At 68.8% G+C, this 19,170-nt stretch carries 23 protein-coding genes; 14 read left to right on the top strand and 9 right to left on the bottom strand.

Annotation, left to right across the window (positions count from 1 at the left end; all coding sequences use genetic code 11):
• Positions 1-182: 182 nt before the first annotated feature.
• On the top strand, positions 183-1,205 hold the full coding sequence (locus tag A3OM_RS0122040; protein WP_026176308.1) for a helix-turn-helix domain-containing protein: 1,023 nt from the start codon (positions 183-185) through the stop codon (positions 1,203-1,205).
• Between the two features lie 231 nt (positions 1,206-1,436).
• Here A3OM_RS0122040 and A3OM_RS0122035 read toward each other — a convergent pair whose 3' ends face one another.
• The 3 genes from A3OM_RS0122035 to A3OM_RS0122025 form a co-directional block, all read right to left on the bottom strand.
• Positions 1,437-2,465 (bottom strand): MerR family transcriptional regulator, encoded by a 1,029-nt coding sequence (locus A3OM_RS0122035; protein ID WP_018045966.1) that lies wholly within the window; start codon positions 2,463-2,465, stop codon positions 1,437-1,439.
• A 179-nt stretch (positions 2,466-2,644) separates the two neighbouring features.
• Positions 2,645-3,106 (bottom strand): hypothetical protein, encoded by a 462-nt coding sequence (locus tag A3OM_RS0122030; protein ID WP_018045965.1) that lies wholly within the window; start codon positions 3,104-3,106, stop codon positions 2,645-2,647.
• A 98-nt stretch (positions 3,107-3,204) separates the two neighbouring features.
• Positions 3,205-4,380: an aminotransferase class V-fold PLP-dependent enzyme gene (locus A3OM_RS0122025; RefSeq protein WP_018045964.1), complete on the bottom strand. Its 1,176-nt coding sequence runs from the start codon at positions 4,378-4,380 to the stop codon at positions 3,205-3,207.
• A gap of 106 nt (positions 4,381-4,486) precedes the next feature.
• Between A3OM_RS0122025 and A3OM_RS0122020 the strand changes: the two genes are divergently transcribed.
• From A3OM_RS0122020 to A3OM_RS0122010, 3 genes are read left to right on the top strand one after another with little or no spacing between them, the layout of a single operon-like run.
• Positions 4,487-4,741, top strand: coding sequence for a type II toxin-antitoxin system RelE/ParE family toxin (locus A3OM_RS0122020; protein WP_018045963.1), 255 nt, complete (start codon positions 4,487-4,489; stop codon positions 4,739-4,741).
• Between the two features lie 16 nt (positions 4,742-4,757).
• On the top strand, positions 4,758-5,186 hold the full coding sequence (locus tag A3OM_RS0122015) for a helix-turn-helix transcriptional regulator (RefSeq protein WP_018045962.1): 429 nt from the start codon (positions 4,758-4,760) through the stop codon (positions 5,184-5,186).
• On the top strand, positions 5,183-5,698 hold the full coding sequence (locus A3OM_RS0122010; RefSeq protein WP_018045961.1) for a TspO/MBR family protein: 516 nt from the start codon (positions 5,183-5,185) through the stop codon (positions 5,696-5,698). Before A3OM_RS0122015 ends, A3OM_RS0122010 begins: the two co-directional genes overlap by 4 nt.
• Positions 5,699-5,705: 7 nt before the next feature.
• Here the strand turns inward: A3OM_RS0122010 and hemA are convergent, their stop codons facing one another.
• On the bottom strand, positions 5,706-7,049 hold the full coding sequence (hemA, locus tag A3OM_RS0122005) for a 5-aminolevulinate synthase (RefSeq protein ID WP_018045960.1): 1,344 nt from the start codon (positions 7,047-7,049) through the stop codon (positions 5,706-5,708).
• A gap of 343 nt (positions 7,050-7,392) precedes the next feature.
• Here hemA and A3OM_RS26225 point away from each other — a divergent pair, with 343 nt between their 5' ends.
• Entirely contained in the window at positions 7,393-7,560 is a 168-nt protein-coding gene (locus A3OM_RS26225; protein ID WP_198290838.1) for a hypothetical protein, read from the top strand.
• 138 nt (positions 7,561-7,698) lie between these two features.
• Positions 7,699-8,988: a UDP-N-acetylglucosamine 1-carboxyvinyltransferase gene (gene murA, locus A3OM_RS0121995; protein WP_018045958.1), complete on the top strand. Its 1,290-nt coding sequence runs from the start codon at positions 7,699-7,701 to the stop codon at positions 8,986-8,988.
• A gap of 48 nt (positions 8,989-9,036) precedes the next feature.
• On the opposite strand, the gene A3OM_RS0121990 is transcribed toward murA, so the two are convergent.
• On the bottom strand, positions 9,037-9,393 hold the full coding sequence (locus A3OM_RS0121990; RefSeq protein WP_018045957.1) for a hypothetical protein: 357 nt from the start codon (positions 9,391-9,393) through the stop codon (positions 9,037-9,039).
• Between the two features lie 216 nt (positions 9,394-9,609).
• Here A3OM_RS0121990 and A3OM_RS0121985 point away from each other — a divergent pair, with 216 nt between their 5' ends.
• The 4 genes from A3OM_RS0121985 to A3OM_RS0121970 are packed head-to-tail and all read left to right on the top strand — an operon-like array spanning position 9,610 to position 12,438.
• A complete protein-coding gene (locus A3OM_RS0121985; RefSeq protein WP_018045956.1) occupies positions 9,610-10,119 on the top strand; it encodes a DUF2948 family protein in 510 nt (169 codons plus the stop codon).
• Complete coding sequence (gene hisD, locus A3OM_RS0121980; RefSeq protein WP_018045955.1) at positions 10,119-11,414, top strand: histidinol dehydrogenase; 1,296 nt, start codon at positions 10,119-10,121, stop codon at positions 11,412-11,414. The genes A3OM_RS0121985 and hisD overlap by 1 nt, the downstream gene beginning before the upstream one ends.
• Positions 11,415-11,421: 7 nt before the next feature.
• Positions 11,422-11,937, top strand: a complete 516-nt coding sequence (locus A3OM_RS0121975) for a UPF0262 family protein (protein ID WP_018045954.1) — start codon at positions 11,422-11,424, stop codon at positions 11,935-11,937.
• 39 nt (positions 11,938-11,976) lie between these two features.
• Positions 11,977-12,438 (top strand): low molecular weight phosphatase family protein, encoded by a 462-nt coding sequence (locus A3OM_RS0121970; RefSeq protein WP_018045953.1) that lies wholly within the window; start codon positions 11,977-11,979, stop codon positions 12,436-12,438.
• Here A3OM_RS0121970 and A3OM_RS0121965 read toward each other — a convergent pair.
• Positions 12,416-13,318 carry a C40 family peptidase gene (locus A3OM_RS0121965; RefSeq protein ID WP_026176306.1) on the bottom strand — a complete coding sequence of 301 codons (903 nt, stop codon included), beginning with the start codon at positions 13,316-13,318 and terminating at the stop codon, positions 12,416-12,418. The two genes, A3OM_RS0121970 and A3OM_RS0121965, sit on opposite strands and share 23 nt — an antisense overlap.
• A 289-nt stretch (positions 13,319-13,607) precedes the next feature.
• Between A3OM_RS0121965 and A3OM_RS0121960 the strand changes: the two genes are divergently transcribed.
• On the top strand, positions 13,608-13,940 hold the full coding sequence (locus A3OM_RS0121960) for a hypothetical protein (protein WP_018045951.1): 333 nt from the start codon (positions 13,608-13,610) through the stop codon (positions 13,938-13,940).
• 4 nt (positions 13,941-13,944) lie between these two features.
• Here A3OM_RS0121960 and A3OM_RS0121955 read toward each other — a convergent pair whose 3' ends face one another.
• The 3 genes from A3OM_RS0121955 to A3OM_RS0121945 all read right to left on the bottom strand — a co-directional run bounded on the left by A3OM_RS0121955 (position 13,945) and on the right by A3OM_RS0121945 (position 16,387).
• The gene (locus tag A3OM_RS0121955) at positions 13,945-14,631 is read right to left on the bottom strand and encodes an SDR family oxidoreductase (protein ID WP_018045950.1); all 687 of its coding nucleotides are present in this window, start codon (positions 14,629-14,631) and stop codon (positions 13,945-13,947) included.
• Positions 14,632-14,719: 88 nt separating this feature from the next.
• Complete coding sequence (locus A3OM_RS0121950) at positions 14,720-15,436, bottom strand: MgtC/SapB family protein (protein WP_018045949.1); 717 nt, start codon at positions 15,434-15,436, stop codon at positions 14,720-14,722.
• A gap of 48 nt (positions 15,437-15,484) precedes the next feature.
• Complete coding sequence (locus A3OM_RS0121945) at positions 15,485-16,387, bottom strand: alpha/beta hydrolase (RefSeq protein ID WP_018045948.1); 903 nt, start codon at positions 16,385-16,387, stop codon at positions 15,485-15,487.
• Between the two features lie 337 nt (positions 16,388-16,724).
• On the opposite strand from A3OM_RS0121945, the gene A3OM_RS0121940 reads away from it, so the two are divergent.
• The 3 genes from A3OM_RS0121940 to A3OM_RS0121930 all read left to right on the top strand — a co-directional run bounded on the left by A3OM_RS0121940 (position 16,725) and on the right by A3OM_RS0121930 (position 19,168).
• Positions 16,725-17,738, top strand: a complete 1,014-nt coding sequence (locus tag A3OM_RS0121940) for a MoxR family ATPase (protein WP_026176305.1) — start codon at positions 16,725-16,727, stop codon at positions 17,736-17,738.
• A 98-nt stretch (positions 17,739-17,836) separates the two neighbouring features.
• Entirely contained in the window at positions 17,837-18,697 is an 861-nt protein-coding gene (locus A3OM_RS0121935) for a DUF58 domain-containing protein (protein WP_238254231.1), read from the top strand.
• Between the two features lie 3 nt (positions 18,698-18,700).
• Positions 18,701-19,168: a DUF4381 family protein gene (locus tag A3OM_RS0121930; protein ID WP_018045945.1), complete on the top strand. Its 468-nt coding sequence runs from the start codon at positions 18,701-18,703 to the stop codon at positions 19,166-19,168.
• Positions 19,169-19,170: the final 2 nt, after the last annotated feature.

The following is a 19,170-nucleotide window of genomic DNA, read 5'->3' as shown; positions in this document are numbered from 1 at the left end:
GTCCGAACCCGATCCGATCTTGCCGTGGATGCGGGCGCGCGGTGTCGCCCGGAGCGGTCATCCGCCCGCTTGCGACCCTTTTACGCTCCACGGACCCCCAACATCCATTTCGGTTGCCTCATCAAGGACTTCATGCCTAACGTCGTGGCTCGGACGGGTCGGGTGACGAAGGATTTGGCTCGTTGGGTGCAGACGACACGACGGCTGAACCGGGCCTGCCGTACTTCTGCCTGACGACGTCGGGCTTGCCTCCCGGAGAGGCTTTCGAGCGATGGCGCACACTCCTGGCGCCGATGTACGAGGTCAGTCCGACGACGCGATCCGCCGTCCTGCCTTTCGGCACCAACATCGCGTACCCGATCGACGACCTCGTCGCTCATCGCACCCTGCTCTCGACCCAGCGGCTCCAGCGCGATCGCCGACGTGTCGATGCCGGTTCCGACCAGTACATCGTCCAACTCTATCGGTCCGGCCGCTTTCAGGGCACCGTCGCCGGCAAAGCGGTCTCGGCCTCGGCCGGCACCGTGACCTTCATCGGCCGCCGTCATCTGCGCGATGGCATGCTCGACCGGGCCGATACGACCGGCATCGTGATCCCCTGCTCCCACCTCCACGGGCTACCGCTCGAGGACCATGACATGCTCTTCGATGCGGCCCGCAACCGGTTGCTCGCCGCACGCATTCTGGACCTCTACCGCCGCTTGCCGACCACGCGCCCCGACGACGCCCCGGCTCTCGCCGTCGAGTTCGTTGGCTTCCTGCGCCGCCTGCTCGATCCCTCGCGGGCCAAGGACGTGCTCGAAGGCCGCGAACTCGACGGCGGCCTGATGGCGCTGGCCAGGATGATCGTGCGGGAAAACCTGTCCCGGTCCGATCTGTCGCCCGCCTTCGTCGCCGGACAGATGCGGGTCTCGCGGGCCACGCTCTACCGGCTGTTCGAGCCGGAAGGAGGCGTGATGCACTTCGTGCAGGGCGAGCGCCTGAAGGCCATGCGCGACGCGCTGGCCGATCCGATGGAGACGCGCACCCTTGCCCGCTTGGCCGAGGTCTTCGGCTTCAGCAGTGCCTCGCAGCTCAGCCGCAGCTTCCGCAACCGCTTCGGCGCGCCACCCCAGGCTTGGCGGGTCGAGCGTCGGGTGGTTCAGCAGATCAGCGGTCAGGGGACGGTGCAGCACGTCTGGAAGTGGCTTCGCGAAACGCGATGACCTCGTCCGGATGGACCCGGTCGATCGACGCCGAGAGACGGCGGCCGCATGTCATGCCACGCCTCAGTGTTCCTGCCCCGTAGGTCAGGCCCACCGAGGTCCGGTGTGAGGCGCACTGATCCGGGCCTGAAGGCCACCACTTCGCTCTGCGACACTCTCAGGACATTCGCCTTGAACCGGAGGGATCTGCGTTCTCACACGGCCTCGGTGGACAGCCGACATGGCATCCCCTCACCCTATGCCGGGACGTATGGCAACGACCCCTGCCGTACGTGCTCGGACCTTTGGTGACGCAACACAGGTCACCACGGCCTCGTAGCCCTGTCCGCCTGGATACGGAACAACGCGAAGCGGCATGCTGTGGTTGGCCGGGCATAGGATGACGGTTTCAGTTGGCTCAAGCGCATCGAGATCGAGGATAGCCGATGAACGCGTCATCAGGATTAGTGCACGCTTGCTCGTACCTCGAAGACGAAGGTGCGCCATCAGGGCCGTCTGCGTCGCTGCGCTCAGTCCTTCCTCCACCATGTCGATCACAAGGATCGTGGACGTAGCAGCTTCCAGGGCAACGACGAGACGGATCAACCCATCCGAGCGCTCCGCCCCTTCCTCGATAAGCCACGTCAATCGGCGTTCCACCTGCTCCGCGAGGGTAGGATCGTCGGCGAGGCGCTGCGAGAGCGTAGGGTCCGACAGGCGGTCAAGGCCGAGGAATACGGCATCGGGCAACGCTGACGCGAGGCTTTGCGCGAAGCGTGTCTTCCCGCTGCCGAGCGGTCCCGTGATGAACGCAAGGCGCGGAACGTGGAGCAGGGCGAACCACTCCCCATCCCACGGCCAGGGTAAGGTAAAACCGACCGTCACCGGAAGGCTTTGAACGACTGCCCGAGCTATCGTCGTAGGCTCGGGAACGCGCCCCTCGGCGAGGTCCACGCGAAGCGTCCTGAGCCGTTCGAGGGCCTCGGCCGTCCGTTGGCGCTGCTCACTGAGACGTGCTTCGTGCGCAGCGAGGCTGGCATCAAGATCGTGCGGCTTCCCATCGAGAACGCGCGCAACCTGCGCGAGGCTCAGGCCAAGGCTACGCAGTGCTACGATCTCGGATGCCCGAGTCATCGCGGCAACGTCATAGACCCGCCACCCAGTTCGTGTGCGGTCAGGGACGAGCAGGCCGTGCTCCTCGTAGAGGCGGAGCGCTTTCGCGGAAACTCCGAGGGTAACGCTTGCTTGCGCGGGTGTGAGGCTGCGGAGCGTCGGGTTCATGACTCACCTTGAATAGTCGAACCCGACATCTATCGGACCGGCCGCAGGGGCCGGGTCAAGGGCTTCCTTCGGCAAGCCTCTCCATTGCCATCGAGCCACCAATCCCTGTCCCGAAGGTCTGAAAGGGAGAAGAAGCCGAACCACCCTTAATCAAAATGATCGTGTTCTGACCCTGGAAGCTAGGGTTTCTCCAGCACCTCGATCGGGTTGGTGCGCTGGCTCGGCCTGGGCTCGGCGGTGGCCGCACCGGCATTGCCGTCCGGCTTCTCGCGCCGGGCGCCGGAGCTGGTATCGGCGCCGGGTCCGGTGCCCTGGGTCGGCACCGTGCCGCTGGCCAGTTCGAGGCAGGTCACCATCTCCACGTAGGACGGGAAGCCGCCGGCCTGGAACTGCTTCTCGCACTGGGTCTTGGCGGCCGGCGAGTAATCGCCCCAGCGGCGCTGGGCTTCCTTGCGCGCCGCCTCCTCCGAACGCAGGCAGCCCTCGACGGTGGCGTTGTCGCTGACGCTGGCCTCCGCACGGACCGAGGATTTGCAGGTCGCCTGAACGTCGAGCTTGGGCGGCCCATCGGCGGCCGGGGCCACATTCGTGAGGGCGACGAGCGCGAGGGCGCCGGTCAGGAGGGGAACAGGGTATCGCATCGGGTCGTCCTCGCTCGCATCGCGGCGACCGCCCGGCGGCGGTCCGTCCCTCGCACAATGCGCGAAGGGCGGGATCGCACCAAGAACCGACGAGGAAATCAGCCCAGCGCCGCGTCGAGATCCGCGAACAGGTCGTCCACATGCTCGATTCCCACGGAGAGCCGCAGGAGATCGGGCGGACACGGCGTGCCCGGCCCCTCCACCGAGGCGCGATGTTCGATCAGGCTCTCGACGCCGCCGAGCGACGTGGCGCGCTTCCACAGGCGCACCCGCGCCGCCGTGGCGATGGCCGCCTCCTCGCCGGCCGCGACCCGGATCGACAGCATGAAGCCGAAGCCGCCCTCCATCTGCCGCGCCGCCACCGCGTGGCCGGGATCGCCCGGCAGGCCGGGATAGAGCACCGAGGCCACGCGCGGATGCGCCGAGAAGCGCCGGGCGAGGTCCGCGGCGGAAGCCGATTGCGCGGCGACGCGAAGCGGCAGGGTCCGCAGCGAGCGCATCAGCAGATAGGCCTCGAACGGCCCGAGGATCGCCCCGCCGCCGGCCCGGATCGCGCCGATGCGCTCCCAGAACGCATCGGCGCGGGCCGAGGCCAGGACACCGGCGACCACGTCGGAATGCCCATTCAGGATCTTGGTGGCCGAGTGCATGACGATGTCGGCCCCGAGCGTCAGGGGCCGCGTGTGGATCGGCGAAGCGGCGGTGGAATCGATGGCCAGGCGCGCCCCCGCCCCATGCGCGATCTCGGCCGCGGCGGCGATGTCGGTGATGGTCCAGAGCGGATTGCCGGGCGTCTCCACCCAGACGAGCTTCGTCGTGCCCGGCCTGATCGCGGCGCGCAGGGCGTCGAGGTCGTCCATGGCGACGAAGTCGAGGCCCCAGCCCCGGCGCGGCGCTTCCTGCTGGAGCCAGCGCTTGAGCGCCCAATACATCACCAAGGGTGCGACGATGTGGTCTCCGGGCTCCAGGGCCGAGAAGACGGCGGTCGCCGCCGCCATGCCGGAGCCGAACAGCATCGCGCCGGCCTCCGCCTCCTCCAGCATGGCGATGACGGCCTCGGCCTCGCGGGTCGTGGCGTTGTCCGGCCGGGCATAGGAGAAGCCCGAACTGTAGCCGTTGTCGGGATCGCGGAGGAACGTCGTCGAGACATGGAGCGGTGCCACCACCGCCCGCGTCACCGGATCGACATGGCCCATGGCCTGCGCGGCCAGGGTGCGCTTGGTGAAGGGGGGGGTGGGATGTGCGGAGGAGGGGCCGTCGGCGGATTCGGACATGGGTTTCGTTCCGGCAGATGGGCCGCTTGACCCTTGGGAGAGACGTGGCGAAACAATAGCGGAATGCTATGTTCGACCGCGATGAGTTTCGCTATCCGCTAACGTCATGATGCAGGTCGCCTACAGCAAGGATGCCGTGAGGGCACTGACCCGCATGCCGGCGAACGTAGCGAGACTCATTCGAACGAAGATCGACGAGTATGCCGGGCATCCGGCCTCTCAGGCCAACAACGTCAAGGCTCTGAAGGGCCAGCTCGGCTTCTACCGCCTGCGGGTCGGCGACTGGCGAATCCTGTTCACCCAGGACGGGCAGATCCTCGCCATCATCAGAATCGCGCCTCGCGGCAGCGCATACGATTGAATCAGGACGGTTCGCCATGGGTGCACAGACGATCGTGACGGCAGGAGGCGAGCGGCTCGTCGTGTTGCCGGAAGCAGAATACGAAGCTCTTCTCGAAGCCGCCGAGAATGCGGAGGATCGCCTCGCCGTCACCGAGTTCCAGCGCAAGCTGGCCCTTGGTGAAGAGGAACTCGTGCCCTCGGCGATCGTCGAACGACTGCTTTCGGGCGAGAATCGCATCCGTGTCTGGCGCGACCATCGTGGAATGACGGCGGCAATTCTCGCGGACAAAGCCGGCATCGCACAGGCCTACCTGTCGCAGATCGAGACGGGGAAACGGGAGGGGACGATCGAGACCCTGCGCAGGCTCGCCTCGGCCCTGGCCATCTCCCTCGACGATCTCGTCGGGTTCGGCCCCCACGTCACCGGAACGGAGGATCGCGATACGGGTAAGACATCGGCATGACCACGTCTCACATTCCGTATCGCTCGCCGCTCTCTCCGATAGCGAGACTCGCGGTCGCCATCCTGCCGGTGGTGGCGACGTCCGTCGTCGGCTCTCTCAGCACCACGCCCAACATCGAGGGCTGGTATGCCGGCCTGACGAAGCCCGGCTTCAACCCGCCCAACTGGCTGTTCCCGGTGGCCTGGACGATCCTCTACGCGATGATCGCGCTGTCGTTCTGGCGCTTGCTCGGGGCGTATCCGGCGACGGGGCCGACGCGGCGGGCCTGGAATCTGGCGGTCGGTGCCTTCGCCGCCCAACTGGCGCTCAACGCGGCGTGGTCGCCGGTCTTCTTCTCGGCCCATGCCCTCGGCTGGGCGGGGATCGTCGCCGCGGCGATGCTGGTGATGATCCTCTGGACCATCCGCCTGTCCTGGCGCTTCGACCGGTTGGCGGCGTGGCTGCTCGTGCCCTACGCCGCCTGGGTCACCTTCGCGACTCTGCTCACCGTCACGCTCTGGCGGCTGAACTGACCGCTTCCTACTCCGCCGCCTCGACGAACACCGTGCCGGCGCGGGGCAGGTCCAGGGTGTCCCAGGTCTCGGTGAGCGCCGCCGTCAGCCTGGCGATGCGGGCCGCGTCGTGGAACGGCGAGGGCGTGATCCGCAGGCGCTCGGTGCCGCGCGGCACGGTGGGGTAGTTGATCGGCTGGATGTAGATGCCGTGCTGCTCGAGGAGATGGTCGGCCGCCGCCTTGCACAGCTCGGCATCGCCCACCATCACCGGCACGATATGGGTCTCGGTGGGGAGCACCGGCAGGCCTGCCTCTTCCAACGCCACCTTGGTCAGGGCGGCCTGGCGCTGGTGCGCCGTCCGCTCCACCTGCGAGCGCTTGAGGTAGCGCACCGAGGCGCGGGCCGCGGCCGCGATGGCCGGCGGCAGAGCGGTGGTGAAGATGAAGCCCGGCGCATGGCTGCGCACGGCGTCGCACAGGACCGTCGAGGCGGTGATGTAGCCGCCGACACAGCCGAAGCCCTTGGCCAGCGTCCCCTCGATCACGTCGACCCGGTGCATCACCCCGTCGCGCTCGGCGATGCCGCCGCCGCGATCCCCGTAGAGGCCCACCGCATGGACCTCGTCGAGATAGGTCATGGCGCCGTATGTGTCGGCCAGATCGCAGATGGCGGCGATGTCGGAGACGTCGCCGTCCATGGAATAGACGCTCTCGAAGGCGATCAGCTTGGGGCGGTCCCCGGCGGCGATCAGCAGTTCCTCGAGATGGGCGAGATCGTTGTGGCGGAAGATGCGCTTCTCGCAGCCCGAATGGCGCACGCCTTCGATCATCGAATTGTGGTTGAACGCATCCGACAGGATCAGACAGTTCGGGATCAGCTTGGCGATGGTGGAGATGCCGGCCTGGTTCGAGACGTAGCCCGAGGTGAAGACGAGGCCTGCCTCCTTACCGTGCAGATCGGCGAGCTCGCGCTCCAGGTCCACCAGCGGCGAATTGTTGCCGGCGATGTTGCGGGTGCCTCCGGCGCCGACGCCGCAGCGGGCGGCGGTCTTGGTCATGGCCGAGACCACGTCCGGATGCTGGCCCATGCCGAGATAGTCGTTGGAACACCAGACGGTGATCTCTCGGGTGCTGCCGTCCGGACGGCGCCAGTTGGCCGTGGGGAAGCGCCCGGCGATCCGCTCGATATCGGCGAACACCCGGTAGCGGCGCTCGTCGTGCAGACGGTCCACGGCCTTGCGGAAGTAGCTCTCGTAATCGGTCCGGCCCTGCCCGAACGACGCGCGGGTGGACGATCCCTGGCTGGAGGAATCGCGGGGCGTCGTCGTATCGCTGATCATCGTCATCGCGGGCATCCGATTCACGGGCATCCGTCCTTCACGCTATGGCCGACCGCATGGCAGCGCCGCTCTCGGCGGCTCCGGCATCCGCTCGTCTGCATTCAGCAGCAGCATCGTTACAAAGGGCTTGTTCCGAAGCACCAAACTCTCCGCTGCGGGTCTCGACGACCATGATTCCCGCTGGCGCAACGATCTCGCTTCGCATGGCGCGGAAGGAATCAGACGGTGCTGATTTCGACGCCACGAGCCCGACGATACAGGCGAACTTGGAATTGGTTCAAGTCGACTCCTGCATTCCAGCTCTGCGCCTGTTGAGACCGGGTGGCAAAGCCGGTATTTCGCCCTGGCGACGAAGGGTCGCGCAGTGATCGCCATGAAGAACGACGCCACGCGCAACGAACGGCTGAAGGCGGCCCTGCGAGACAACCTGAAGCGCCGCAAGGCCCAGACGCGGGTCCGCGGGCAGGCCACGGCCGCGGCGGAAACCGGCGATGCCGGCAAGCGACCGAACGCGAAGCCGGATCGCGACGCAGACGGCTGACGATCCTTTTTCGGACAAAACTCACGTATAGGCGGCTCGATAAGGCCGTGCCGCGAGCGCACCGCCACTGTTTGCAGAACCAGGACGGCACCGCCCTCCCGTCACGGGAACGGGCAGGACGCCGCGCGAAGGACGACGATGGACCGGATCAACATCATCGGCGGAAAGCCGCTCCACGGCGTGATCCCGATCTCGGGCGCCAAGAACGCGGCCCTGCCCCTGATGATCGCGAGCCTGATGACGGGGGAATCCCTCGAACTCATGAACGTGCCGCGCCTCGCCGACATCCACGCCCTGCTGCGCATCCTCGGGAACCACGGCGTCGACCACATGGTGGTGGGCAAGCGCCCCGGTGATACGACGGAGACCGGCCAGACCATCCGGCTCACCGCCTCCAACGTCATCGACACCACCGCCCCCTACGAGCTCGTCTCCACCATGCGGGCGAGTTTCTGGGTCATCGCGCCGCTGCTCGCGCGGTTCGGCGAGGCCCGTGTCTCGATGCCCGGCGGCTGCGCCATCGGCACCCGCCCCATCGACCTCATGCTGATGGCCCTGGAGCGCCTCGGCGCCACCGTCGAGATCGATGGCGGCTACGTGGTGGCGAAGGCCAAGAGCGGCCTGCGCGGCGGCGAGATCCACTTCCCCAAGGTCACGGTGGGCGGCACCCATGTGGCGCTGATGGCGGCGGCGCTCGCCAACGGCTCGACCCTGATCGAGAATGCCGCCCGCGAGCCGGAAGTGGTCGATCTCGCGGATTGCCTCATCAAGATGGGCGCCAGGATTTCGGGAGCCGGCACCCCGCGCATCACCATCGAGGGCGTCTCGCGCCTCAACGGCGCCCGCCACACCGTCCTGCCGGACCGGATCGAGACCGGCACCTACGCCATGGCGGCCGCCATGGTGGGGGGCGACGTGACCCTGGAGAACACCCGGGCCGACCTGCTGCACAGCGCACTCGACGTGCTGACGACGACGGGTGCCGAGATCACCTCCACCGCCGACACGATCCGCATCCGGCGCAATGGCGGCGGCATCGCGGCGGTGGACGTGACCACCGACCCGTTCCCGGGCTTCCCCACCGACCTGCAGGCGCAGTTCATGGCGCTGATGACCCTGGCCAAGGGCCAGTCCCACATCCGCGAGACCATCTTCGAGAACCGTTTCATGCACGTGCAGGAACTGGCGCGTCTCGGCGCCAAGATCCGGCTCGAAGGCGATCTGGCCATCGTCGACGGCGTGGAGCGCCTCAAGGGCGCCCCGGTCATGGCGACCGACCTGCGTGCCTCGGTCTCCCTCGTCATCGCCGGCCTCGCCGCCGAGGGCGAGACCAGCATCAACCGGGTCTACCATCTCGACCGCGGCTTCGAGGCGCTGGAGGCCAAGCTCGGCCGCTGCGGCGCCGAGATCAGCCGGGTCCGCTCCTGACCACCCTGTCCGACCCGGGAGGCGGTTCGCGCCTCCCGGACGAAGGCCCTATTCCAGCACGTTGCCGCGCTTGGGGCCGAAGCCCGGGATGTCGCAGCGGCAGGGCGACTGGATCGGGCTCGGATAGGCGGGGCAATTGCCGCGCGAGGTGACGCAGACGCTGCCCATGCGCTGGCGTCCGTATCGCGGCGGCAGGGGACGGCGCTCGCCATCGTCGTACGGCCGGGCATAGCGATCGTAGCCGCGCGACCGGTCGTCGCCGTAGGGCGACCGGTCGTAGGTCGGCCGGTTGTAGCCGTCGTCGGGATAGTGCGGAACCTGGGCTTGGGCTGACCCCAGGCCGGCCGCCACCGTCAGGACGGTGACGGCAGCAAGGGCGATACGACGTACAGGTCCGGCAGTCATGGCTTTGGATATCCCAATTCGGAAGTCTGCGAAGGCATAGTTCCTTCCGCATGAACGTCGTCTGACGTCGCCGCCGCGAACGGCCCGTATCGCCGGCACGCTGCAATTGTTCCGGGCCGCGCGGTTGCCGCAGGGCGGCCGCCTCGCTACCTACGGCCGACCCACTTCCACACCCGGCGCCCGATCCGGCGGTGTCCGGCCAGATGCGAACCCGACATGGAGCTCCTCAAGCTCGCTGCCCTCGACGCGGAGGATCTCGCCATCCTCTCGGCTCATCTCCAGGATGCGGTCCTGCGCCCGCAGGACCTCGCCTATCTGGCGTCGTCGCACCGCTTCGTGCTGGTCGGGCGGCGTTTCGACTGGTCGACGCCGGATGCCGAGGCCCCGCGCCGGCGCCTCACCGGCCTGCATTTCGAGCGGGTCATGGCCGTGCGCGCACGCGGAATCACGCCCGGCTCCACCTCCAACGAGCCGCTCAGCCTGCTGGCCATCACCTTCGAGCCGAAGGAGGACCCCTCCGGCACCGTCACCCTGGTCTTTGCCGGCAAAGCGGCGATCCAGCTCGATGTGGAATGCATCGAGGCGCGGCTGAAGGATCTCGGTCCGGTCTGGGAGGTGGAAGGCCGCCCCGACCACGAGGCGGCGGAAGCCGGCCGTGCCGCGATCCGGGGACAAGCGGGCACGGTCCCCTCCGCCAAGGACAACGTCTTGAAAGATTCCGCCTGATGATGCGCCTCGACAGCCGCGACGCCGATTTCGCCGCCGCCTTCGCCGGTCTTCTCAGCGTCAAGCGCGAGATTTCCGAGGATGTGGACGAGACCGTGCGCGGGATCATCGCCGGCGTGGTCTCCGGGGGCGACGCGGCCCTGGTGGACTACACCCGCCGCTTCGACCGGCTCGGCGAGGATTTTTCCGCCACCTCTCTTCGGGTGACGCCCGATGAGGTGCGGGCGGCCATCGCCGCCTGTCCGGCCGACGCCCTCGACGCCCTGCGGCTCGCGGCGACCCGCATCGAGGCCTTCCATCGCGGCCAGGTACCCGGCGACCACATGGCCACCGACGCGATCGGCGTGACCTCGGGCTGGCGCTGGACGGCGCTCGAATCGGTCGGCCTCTACGTGCCCGGCGGAACCGCGAGCTACCCCTCCTCCGTCCTGATGAACGCCATTCCCGCCCGCGTCGCGGGGGTGCCGCGCGTCGTCATGGTGGTGCCGATGCCGGAGGGGCAGATGAACCCCCTCGTGCTCGCCGCCGCCGACCTCGCCGGTGTCAGCGAGATCTACCGCGTCGGCGGCGCTCAGGCCGTGGCGGCGCTGGCCTACGGCACCGAGACCATCGCCCCCGTGGCCAAGATCGTCGGACCTGGCAATGCCTGGGTGGCGGCGGCCAAGCGCCGGGTCTTCGGGCAGGTCGGAATCGACATGATTGCCGGCCCGTCCGAGGTGCTGATCCTCGCCGACGGCCACGCCAACCCCGATTGGGTCGCCGCCGACCTCCTCGCCCAGGCCGAGCACGATGTGGCCGCCCAGTCGATCCTCATCACCGATTCGTCCGAGCTCGCCGACGCCGTGGAGAGCGCCGTGGACCGGGCTCTCGCCACCCTGCCCCGGGCCGACATCGCCCGGGCGAGCTGGCGCGATTACGGGGCGATCGTCCGCGTCCGCGATTTCGACGAGGCCGTCCCCCTGGTGGACCGCCTCGCCCCGGAGCATCTAGAGATCGAGACCGCCGACCCGGAGGCCCTGGCCGCCAAGGTCCGCAATGCCGGCGCGATCTTCCTCGGCAGCCATACGCCGGAAGCCATCGGCGATTACGTCGGCGGCCCCAACCACGTGCTGCCCACCGCCCGTTCGGCCCGGTTCTCGTCGGGCCTCGGCGTGCTCGATTTCATGAAGCGGACGACGATCCTGCGCTGCGATCCCGCGGCGCTGAGGGCCTTGGGGCCGGCAGCCATCGCGCTGGGACGGTCGGAGGGCCTCGACGGCCACGCCCGCTCGGTGGCGATCCGCCTGAATTTGTGAGGGGACGATGGCCGGCTCAGGACAACCAGAAACGGGACAATCGGCAGAGAAGGCGTCGTCCATCCACCGCCTCGCGGCGGTGACCTTCGACGAGGATTCCATCGGCCGGGGCAACCCCGACCAGGAGCACGAGCGCGCCATCGCGATCTTTGACATCCTGGAGGAGAACCACTTCTCCATTCCCGGACGCGAGGGACCCTACGCCCTCACCCTCGGTCTCGTGGAGAACAAGCTCTCCTTCGCGATCCGCCGCGAGGACGGCGAGCCGGTGATGACGCACCTCCTGTCGCTGACTCCCTTCCGCCGGGTGATCCGCGACTACGAGATGATCTGCGAGAGCTACTACAACGCGATCAAGACCGCCTCGCCGACCCAGATCGAGGCGATCGACATGGGACGGCGCGGCCTGCACAACGAAGCCTCCGAACTCCTCCGGCAGCGCCTCGAGGGCAAGGTCGATCTCGACCACGACACCGCGCGACGCCTGTTCACCTTGGTCTTCGCCTTGCACTGGAAGGCGTGAGCGCCCTCCCCGTCGTTTGAAGCCCGAGGCAGTCACCGGATGGCGGAAGAGGCCGGCCCGAAGAAGACGCGCGTGCAGTCGGTGCTGTTCATGTGCAACTTCAACGCCGTGCGGTCCCTCGCGGCGGAGGCGGTGGCGCGCCACTATTTCGGCAAGTCCACCTATGTCCAGTCGGCGGGCGTCCGCTCCGGCGAGCCGGCCGACCCGTTCATGGTGGCGGCCCTCGACGAGATCGGCATCAACGCCTCCAAGCACCGGCCCCGGACCCTCCTCGAACTCGAGGAATGGGAGGGGCTGAACTTCGACCTCATCATCACCCTGTCGCCCGAGGCCCACCACGCGGCCCTGGAGGTCACCCGCACCAACGCCGTGGACGTGGAGTACTGGCCGACGCCGGACCCGACGCTGATGCAGGAAGCCTCGCGCGAGCAGCGCCTCGACGCCTACCGCGACGTCCGCGACGGGCTGATCACCCGCATCAAGACCCGGTTGAAGGCGTGATCCGCCGGATCGACGTCACGACGCCGTAGCTCTTCTCGGCGATGCGCTCCACCGCTCCCGCCAGGGGCTCGACCGCCACCGCCATGTGGTGGCCGTTGGCGTGGATGAGGCGGGTCTCGTCCAGCATCATCCCCACATGGCCGCGCCAGAAGACGAGGTCGCCCCGAGCCAAGCCGTCGAGACGCGTGGGCAGCGCCGTGCCGAGACCCGCCTCCTGCTGGTCCGCGTCGCGGGGAGACGGAATGCCCGCCAGGGCGAGGCAGAGCTGGACGAGGCCCGAGCAATCGAGCCCGAGGCTGGTGCGCCCGCCCCACAGATAGGGGGTGCCCACGAGACGCTCGGCGGTGGCGGCAGGATCGGGCTCCACGATGCCGACGGGCGTGCAATGATCGGCGAAGACGTAAGCACTGTCGGCAAAGGCACCATCGTGAAAGGCATGGGCACCGTCGGCGAGGCGCAGGAAATCGCCCTCCCGCCCGGCGATGCCGAGCCCGGCGCCGAGGCTCACATGGCCCAGGGGCGACAGCTTCATGTTGGCGGCCGGATAGAGAAATGTCCGCAGGGCCGTCACCCGGTGGGTCGGGGGCGGAACATCCAGGGCGATGGCGGCCTCCGGCAGGTAGCCGACATAGCCGTCGCTTTCGAGCTGCACGAAGGCGAAGCCCTCTCCCGTGTCGTAGAGGGTGACGGGATCGCCCATCACCGCCTCGGTCTCGATCCCCGCGTCCCCGCTCGGCCTGCGCCGCAACGGGGCCGAGGCGGCGATGAGGCGGGCGCTTTGCCCGGCGACGTAGTGGGCGGCATCCACACGGCCCCGCAGCCGGATATCGGCCAGATCGGGGCGGGCCGGGACCAGCCTGGCGTCGGAGAGATCGGTGATGGGAAACATGGTCCGGCCAGTATCGGCGGCGGCGTGGCCGCATGCAACGGCGCGAGGATCGGGTCGCTCATCGCTTTACGGATGCGACATATCGACACCATATGATGCCCGTTCCATGGGCAATTTGACGACCATGCGGATGCAGGCAGGGCAACTTTCGCCGGATCTGCGGGAAAATCCGGCGGTGATGGGGGGATGCATGGAACGCGTGGGTGCGTCGTCGAAATGGTGCAATGCACTCTCTCCGCCGTCGCGCTATCCTCGGTCGGTGTGGAGCGCGGGCCGAGTCGTGAAGAAGACGCCGAAATCCTTTCAGGATCTGCCGCCGATCCGTGTCCGGCGCGAACCGCCGACGATCCCCGAGGCGATCGCCGCCGCTCAGGATCTCGCCGACGATCTCGAACAGCAGGTCGAGATCGCCGCCGGCCTGATCGGTCTTCCCCTCGACGAGGTGCGCCCGCACGTGCTCGCCGCCGAGAAGCCGAAGCCCGAGCGGATCTCCGAGCGCATCCTCACCGCCGGCGGCCCGAGCCGGGCGCCGCGTACCGTCATCGTCGAGCGCCGCACCCGCCCGCCGGTGGTGGTGGAGCGGCGCGGCCGCCCCCTCGACGGACGGCGCTGAGCGCCTACCAGGCCAGGGTCGCGCCGGTATAGTCGAGATAGGCGATGCCGGTTTTGCCGAGCCGGGCCTCGATGACATCCGTGAGTCCGGTGACGCTCGTCGTCACGTCGATATCCGCCTCCTCTCCGCCCATCTCCGTGCGGACCCAGCCGGGATGGAGGAGGAGGACGCCGAACCCCTCGTCGCGGTGACGGATCTCGAAGCTGATCGCCAGCGTGTTCAACGCCGCCTTGCTCGCGCGGTAGGTCTCCCATCCGCCGCTCTCGTTGAGGGCGACACTGCCGAGGATGGAACTCATGAAGGCGACGAGGCCGTTGCCCGCCAGCCGGTCGCGGAACAGCTCGGCGAAGCGGATCGGGCTGATGGCGTTGGTCAGGTAGACCTGCGCGGCGACATCGCGCGGGACGTCATGGGCGGGGTCGTGCGCCTGGGTCGCCACGCCCGCCACCACGAAGATCAGGTCGTAGCGCTGGTTCGCAAGCCGGCCATGGAGGGCGGCCACCGCCCCGTCATCGTCGATATCGGCGGTCTCGATGGAGAGCGCATCGGAGGCGAGCGCCGCCAATCCGGCGGAGGGCGAGCGCTGCGTGGCGGTGACCGCCCAGCCGCGGGCGAGGAACGTTTCCACCAATCCGAGGCCGAGGCCGCGCGAGGCCCCGACGATCAATGCGTTCTTGCGTGCTTCGGTCATGGCAAGGGCTCTCCACCGCCGGGGCGGAGCCCGGCATCACGGGTCTAGGTTGGTCGTTTCCACGCGGCGGCAATGGCCGCGAGCGCGCTCAATCGGCGGTCTGGACCGACCAGGTCGCATGGCTGATCCGCTCGTCGCGCTCCAACCCGGCCACCACGGCATCGAGTTCGGCGGAGTCCACCGCCGTCGCCACCAGGGTCGCCACCACTTCCACCGTCTCCTCGCCGCGTTCCACCACTTCGGTTCCCCCGACCGGATAATGCGCCGCCTCCAGCCGTTCCACGAGAAGGTCGCGGGCGGGGCCGGCATGTTCGGCCTGCACCGTGACCTGGACCTCGTAGGTGGCCTCGGTCTGGCTCTCGTCGATGGGAACGCGGTTGATGGCGTTGACGAGGGGCCGCAGCAGGGTGTTGCCGGACAGGACCGCCGCCGTGACGAAACAGGCCTCCAGAGGGAAGTCGGCCCCGGCGAAAGCCCCCACCGCCGCCGAACACCAGAGCGTGGCGGCGGTGTTGAGGCCGCGGACGTTCATCCCCTCCTTCATGATGACGCCGGCCCCGAGGAAACCGACGCCCGAGATGACGTAGGCGACGGTGCTCACCGCGCCGCGCGTTCCTTCGAGGCGCATGCCGAGATCGACGAAGGCCGCGGCCCCCACCGCCACCAGCACGTTGGTGCGCAGGCCCGCCGTGCGCTGGCGATACTGCCGCTCGGCCCCGATCATCGTGCCGAGGACGAACGCGACGACGAGGCTGATGGCGGAATTGACGAATTCGGGGAGCGGCGAGGCGAAGAGCGCGGTCATGAGCGCTGCATGTCGTCCGCCGATGACGAAACGGTGACGCTTCGCGCGTCAGCCATCGAGAAAGGCCCGCAGGGCTTTGATGGTTTCGGGAGCGTTCTCCTCCGCCAGGAAATGGCCGGAGGTGATGTCCACGGCCTCGGCCTTCGGCGCGAAGGTGCGCTGCCAGGCCGCCAGGGGGGTCTCGTGCGAATGGTCGAGATAGCCGTCTCCGGTGAGGATCAGGGTCGGGCAGGAGAGGGTCTTGCCCGCCGCGAGGTCGTCGAGATCCGCCTCGCGGTCGCGGGTCGCGCCGGCCCGGTAATCCTCGCAGAAGGCGTGGATGCGCTCGGGAACGGTCCAGTTGTCGCGATAGAGGCGCAAGGCTTCCCGAGCAAAGGGGTCGAGGCTTCGGGCGTTGCTCCATTGCCGGAGGAGCCCCTCGAAATAGGCGACCGGATCGCGGCCGATCTCCTCCTCCGGACCGGGGGCCGGCCGGGCCAGGGATGCCCAATGCGACGACACGTCGGGATCGGCTTCGATCCGCTCCCACTGGACGAGGGTGGGCAGGATATCGAGGAGGGCGAGGCGCTCGATCCGGCCCGGCTCGTCGAGGGCGAGGCGGTAGCCCACCCGCGCGCCGCGATCGTGACCCACGAGTGCGAAGCGGACATGGCCGAGCCGCTCCATGACCGCCACCACGTCGCGTCCCATGCGGCGCTTGGAATAGACGTCGTGGCGGGCGTCACCCTTGGGCGCTTCCGACCAGCCGTAGCCTTTCAGATCCAGGCACACCACGCGATGGGTCTCGGCCAAAGCCGGCGCGATGCGGTGCCAGCAGGCATGGGTCTGCGGAAATCCATGGAGGAGGATCACGGGAGGCGCGTCCTCCCGGCCGCCGCTGCGGACGAAGAAACGCCCCTCCGGAATGTCGATCCAGTCCGCGCTGAAGCCGGGGAAGAGGTCTGTACTCATGGTCTGCTCCAGTCTGCCCGCTGGGTTGAGACGGAAACCGGGAAGCCGTCCCTCGGTTTCCACCGGCGTCGCGCGGGCTGCGACATAACGCCGAATTCCGGCTTGAATCCTACGGATCGGCAGAGAAATCCGCTCTGCATGCATTCGACTTCATGAAATCCCGGTGGTCGGGCATTCTGCCCGATCTCACCCTCGTGCTTCACGGGAAACGTCCCACGGGATTGACGCCGGTGCTCCGCTGCATGCACACCCGATCGACATAGGGATCTCTTAAGAATCCGCTCGAGGAGACGCGCATGGTGCTGTACGCCGGCCCTGCCACGATCATGACCCGCTCATGAGTGATGCGACATTGGCCACGCGTCCCGCCACCTCGACGGTGCCGGTCGCCGACGAGGCCCTGCGTGCCCGCATCCTCGCCCTTCGCGATGGGCTGAGCCATGGGCTCATCGGCGCGGAGACCCTGGTGGAACGCCTGCTCATCGGGCTTCTCACCGGTGGCCATCTCCTCATCGAGGGTGCGCCCGGCCTCGCCAAGACCCGCGCGGTCAAGCGCCTGTCGGACGGGCTCGACGGCAGCTTCGCCCGCATCCAGTGCACGCCCGACCTGATGCCGGCCGATCTCACCGGCACCACCGTCTGGCGCCAGGATGCCGGCGATTTCGAGTTCCTGCCCGGCCCGCTGTTCCATTCGCTGATCCTCGTGGACGAGGTGAACCGCGCGCCGCCCAAGGTCCAGTCGGCGCTACTGGAATCCATGGCCGAGGGTCAGATCACGGTCGCCGGGCACACCCATGTGCTGCCCGACCCGTTCATGGTGGTGGCGACCCAGAACCCCATCGAGCATGCGGGCACCTTCCCCCTGCCGGAAGCCCAGCTCGACCGCTTCCTCCTCCACGTGGTGGTGGAGATGCCCGACGAGGCCTCCGAGCGCCGCATCCTCGACCTCGTCGAGGGCGAACTGAACCACCATGCCGAGGCGATGTCGGTGAAGCTCACCGTGGCGGAGATCCGCGCCGCGCGCGCGGCGGCCCTCAACGTCCACGTCTCGTCGGCCCTCAAGGATTATCTGGTGCGGCTCGTGGCCGGCACCCGCACCGACAAGGCCGCGCCGGATCTCCGCGCCTCGATCGAGCACCCGGCCTCCCCGCGCGGGACGCTGGCGCTGATGCTCGCCGGAAAGGCGCGGGCCTATCTGCGCGGCCGCGACCACGTGATCCCGGAGGATATCTCCGATCTCGCCGCCGACGCCCTGGCGCACCGGATCGGTCTCACCTGGCGCGCCGCCGCCGAGGGACAGACCGCGCGGGGCATCATCACGGGCCTCGTCCAGCGGGTCCGGGCGCTCTGAGACGGAATGGTCGCGTAGACACAGCCATGGCGTCCAATCCCGGCCTCCCGACAGGTTCCGCGCACGGACCCGGCATCCATCTGTCGGGCGAGGCCCTGATGGGCCTGCGCCACCTTGCGCGGCGCGGGATCTCGCCGGCCACCCGCACCCTGGCGGGCCTTCCCGGCGGCATCGTCACGCGGCGGCGCGGACGCGGATCGGAGCCCGACGACGTGCGGCTCTGGTCCGAGGGCGACGACCGCCGCCATATCGACCGCAATGCCACCGCCCGCACCGGCATCCTCCACGTGCGGACCCACCATGACGAGCGCGACCGCGCGGTGGTGCTGCTGGCGGATTTCCGCCCCTCCATGCTGTTCGGCACGCGCCGCGCCCTGCGCTCGGTGGCGGCGGCCGAAGCCCTGGTGCTGCTGGGCTGGCGCATCGTCGGCGATGGCGGCCGGATCGGCCTCGTGGCCGCGTCCTCGGGGGAGCCGGTGGTGGTCCGTCCCGGCGGCGGCGAGCGGGCCATGACGGCGGTGACGGGTGCGCTGGCCATGGCCCACGCCCAGGCGCTCGCGGCCTCGGACAGGACGGACCCTCCCCTCGACCGAAGCCTCACCGTGGCGGCGAGCCTGCTTCCGTCCGGCGGACATCTCGTCATCGGCAGCGCGCTGGACGCGCCGGGACCCGAGTTCGACCACCTGCTCACCGTGCTGGCCGAGCGCCTGTCGATCCGCCTCGTCCTCGTCAGCGATGCGTTCGAGCGCAGGAAGCCGGCGGGGTTCTTTCCGTTCGCCACGCCGGATGGGCAGCGCGGCACGGTCCAGGTCGGGCGTTCCGCCGCCAATACGGACGGCGCACCCGACGACCGACTCATCGCCTATGCCCGACGCGGGATCGAGGGGTTGCGCCTCGACGCCGAGGCCGGCCCCGAGGCCTATGCTCCGCTGATGGAACGTCTCGATGCGGTGCTGTAGCGCGTGACCCCCCTCGCCTCCCCCACCGATCTCAACCAGCTGCGCGGCCTGCACCTGCCGGCCGATGCGGGCAGCGGCGCCCAGGGCGAGGTGGTGCTGGCCATCGCGCTGGGCTTCGTCGCGGCCCTTCTCGTCGGCCTCGTCAGGCTGATGCGGGCGCGCTCGAAAGCCTCGGTGCGGGCTTCGGCCCTGCGCGGCCTCGCCGAGACGCGGGCGCTTCCCCCGGAGGCACGCCTCATCGCGCAGGCCCGCCTGCTGCGGCGCCTCGCCCGGACGCTCGCCGGCGACGAGGCCGCCTCGACCCAGGGACGCGACTGGGCCGCCACCCTCGACCGCCTCTTCGCCACGGATGTCTTCAGCGAGGGCGTCGGCAGGGTCGTGACGGAGGGCCTGTACCGGCGCTCCTCCCCGGCCGACGTCGAGACCCTCGATTCCGAACTCGGCCGCCTCTTCGCGCGGATCAGGGCCTGAGC

Source organism: Methylobacterium sp. 88A, assembly GCF_000376345.1.
GTDB lineage: Bacteria > Pseudomonadota > Alphaproteobacteria > Rhizobiales > Beijerinckiaceae > Methylobacterium > Methylobacterium bullatum.
Note: the sequence above shows the minus strand (reverse complement) of the source record. Positions and strands in the feature narration are given on the sequence as shown.

Excerpts from the sequence above, each read along its gene's own strand:
- A3OM_RS0122035 (WP_018045966.1), bottom strand. The coding sequence starts at position 2,465 with ATGAACCCGACGCTCCGCAGCCTCACACCCGCGCAAGCAAGCGTTACC.
- A3OM_RS0122030 (WP_018045965.1), bottom strand. The coding sequence starts at position 3,106 with ATGCGATACCCTGTTCCCCTCCTGACCGGCGCCCTCGCGCTCGTCGCC.
- A3OM_RS0122025 (WP_018045964.1), bottom strand. The coding sequence starts at position 4,380 with ATGTCCGAATCCGCCGACGGCCCCTCCTCCGCACATCCCACCCCCCCC.
- A3OM_RS0122020 (WP_018045963.1), top strand. The coding sequence starts at position 4,487 with ATGATGCAGGTCGCCTACAGCAAGGATGCCGTGAGGGCACTGACCCGC.
- A3OM_RS0122015 (WP_018045962.1), top strand. The coding sequence starts at position 4,758 with ATGGGTGCACAGACGATCGTGACGGCAGGAGGCGAGCGGCTCGTCGTG.
- A3OM_RS0122010 (WP_018045961.1), top strand. The coding sequence starts at position 5,183 with ATGACCACGTCTCACATTCCGTATCGCTCGCCGCTCTCTCCGATAGCG.
- hemA (WP_018045960.1), bottom strand. The coding sequence starts at position 7,049 with ATGCCCGTGAATCGGATGCCCGCGATGACGATGATCAGCGATACGACG.
- A3OM_RS26225 (WP_198290838.1), top strand. The coding sequence starts at position 7,393 with ATGAAGAACGACGCCACGCGCAACGAACGGCTGAAGGCGGCCCTGCGA.
- murA (WP_018045958.1), top strand. The coding sequence starts at position 7,699 with ATGGACCGGATCAACATCATCGGCGGAAAGCCGCTCCACGGCGTGATC.
- A3OM_RS0121990 (WP_018045957.1), bottom strand. The coding sequence starts at position 9,393 with ATGACTGCCGGACCTGTACGTCGTATCGCCCTTGCTGCCGTCACCGTC.
- A3OM_RS0121985 (WP_018045956.1), top strand. The coding sequence starts at position 9,610 with ATGGAGCTCCTCAAGCTCGCTGCCCTCGACGCGGAGGATCTCGCCATC.
- hisD (WP_018045955.1), top strand. The coding sequence starts at position 10,119 with ATGATGCGCCTCGACAGCCGCGACGCCGATTTCGCCGCCGCCTTCGCC.
- A3OM_RS0121975 (WP_018045954.1), top strand. The coding sequence starts at position 11,422 with ATGGCCGGCTCAGGACAACCAGAAACGGGACAATCGGCAGAGAAGGCG.
- A3OM_RS0121970 (WP_018045953.1), top strand. The coding sequence starts at position 11,977 with ATGGCGGAAGAGGCCGGCCCGAAGAAGACGCGCGTGCAGTCGGTGCTG.
- A3OM_RS0121955 (WP_018045950.1), bottom strand. The coding sequence starts at position 14,631 with ATGACCGAAGCACGCAAGAACGCATTGATCGTCGGGGCCTCGCGCGGC.
- A3OM_RS0121950 (WP_018045949.1), bottom strand. The coding sequence starts at position 15,436 with ATGACCGCGCTCTTCGCCTCGCCGCTCCCCGAATTCGTCAATTCCGCC.
- A3OM_RS0121945 (WP_018045948.1), bottom strand. The coding sequence starts at position 16,387 with ATGAGTACAGACCTCTTCCCCGGCTTCAGCGCGGACTGGATCGACATT.
- A3OM_RS0121940 (WP_026176305.1), top strand. The coding sequence starts at position 16,725 with ATGAGTGATGCGACATTGGCCACGCGTCCCGCCACCTCGACGGTGCCG.
- A3OM_RS0121935 (WP_238254231.1), top strand. The coding sequence starts at position 17,837 with ATGGGCCTGCGCCACCTTGCGCGGCGCGGGATCTCGCCGGCCACCCGC.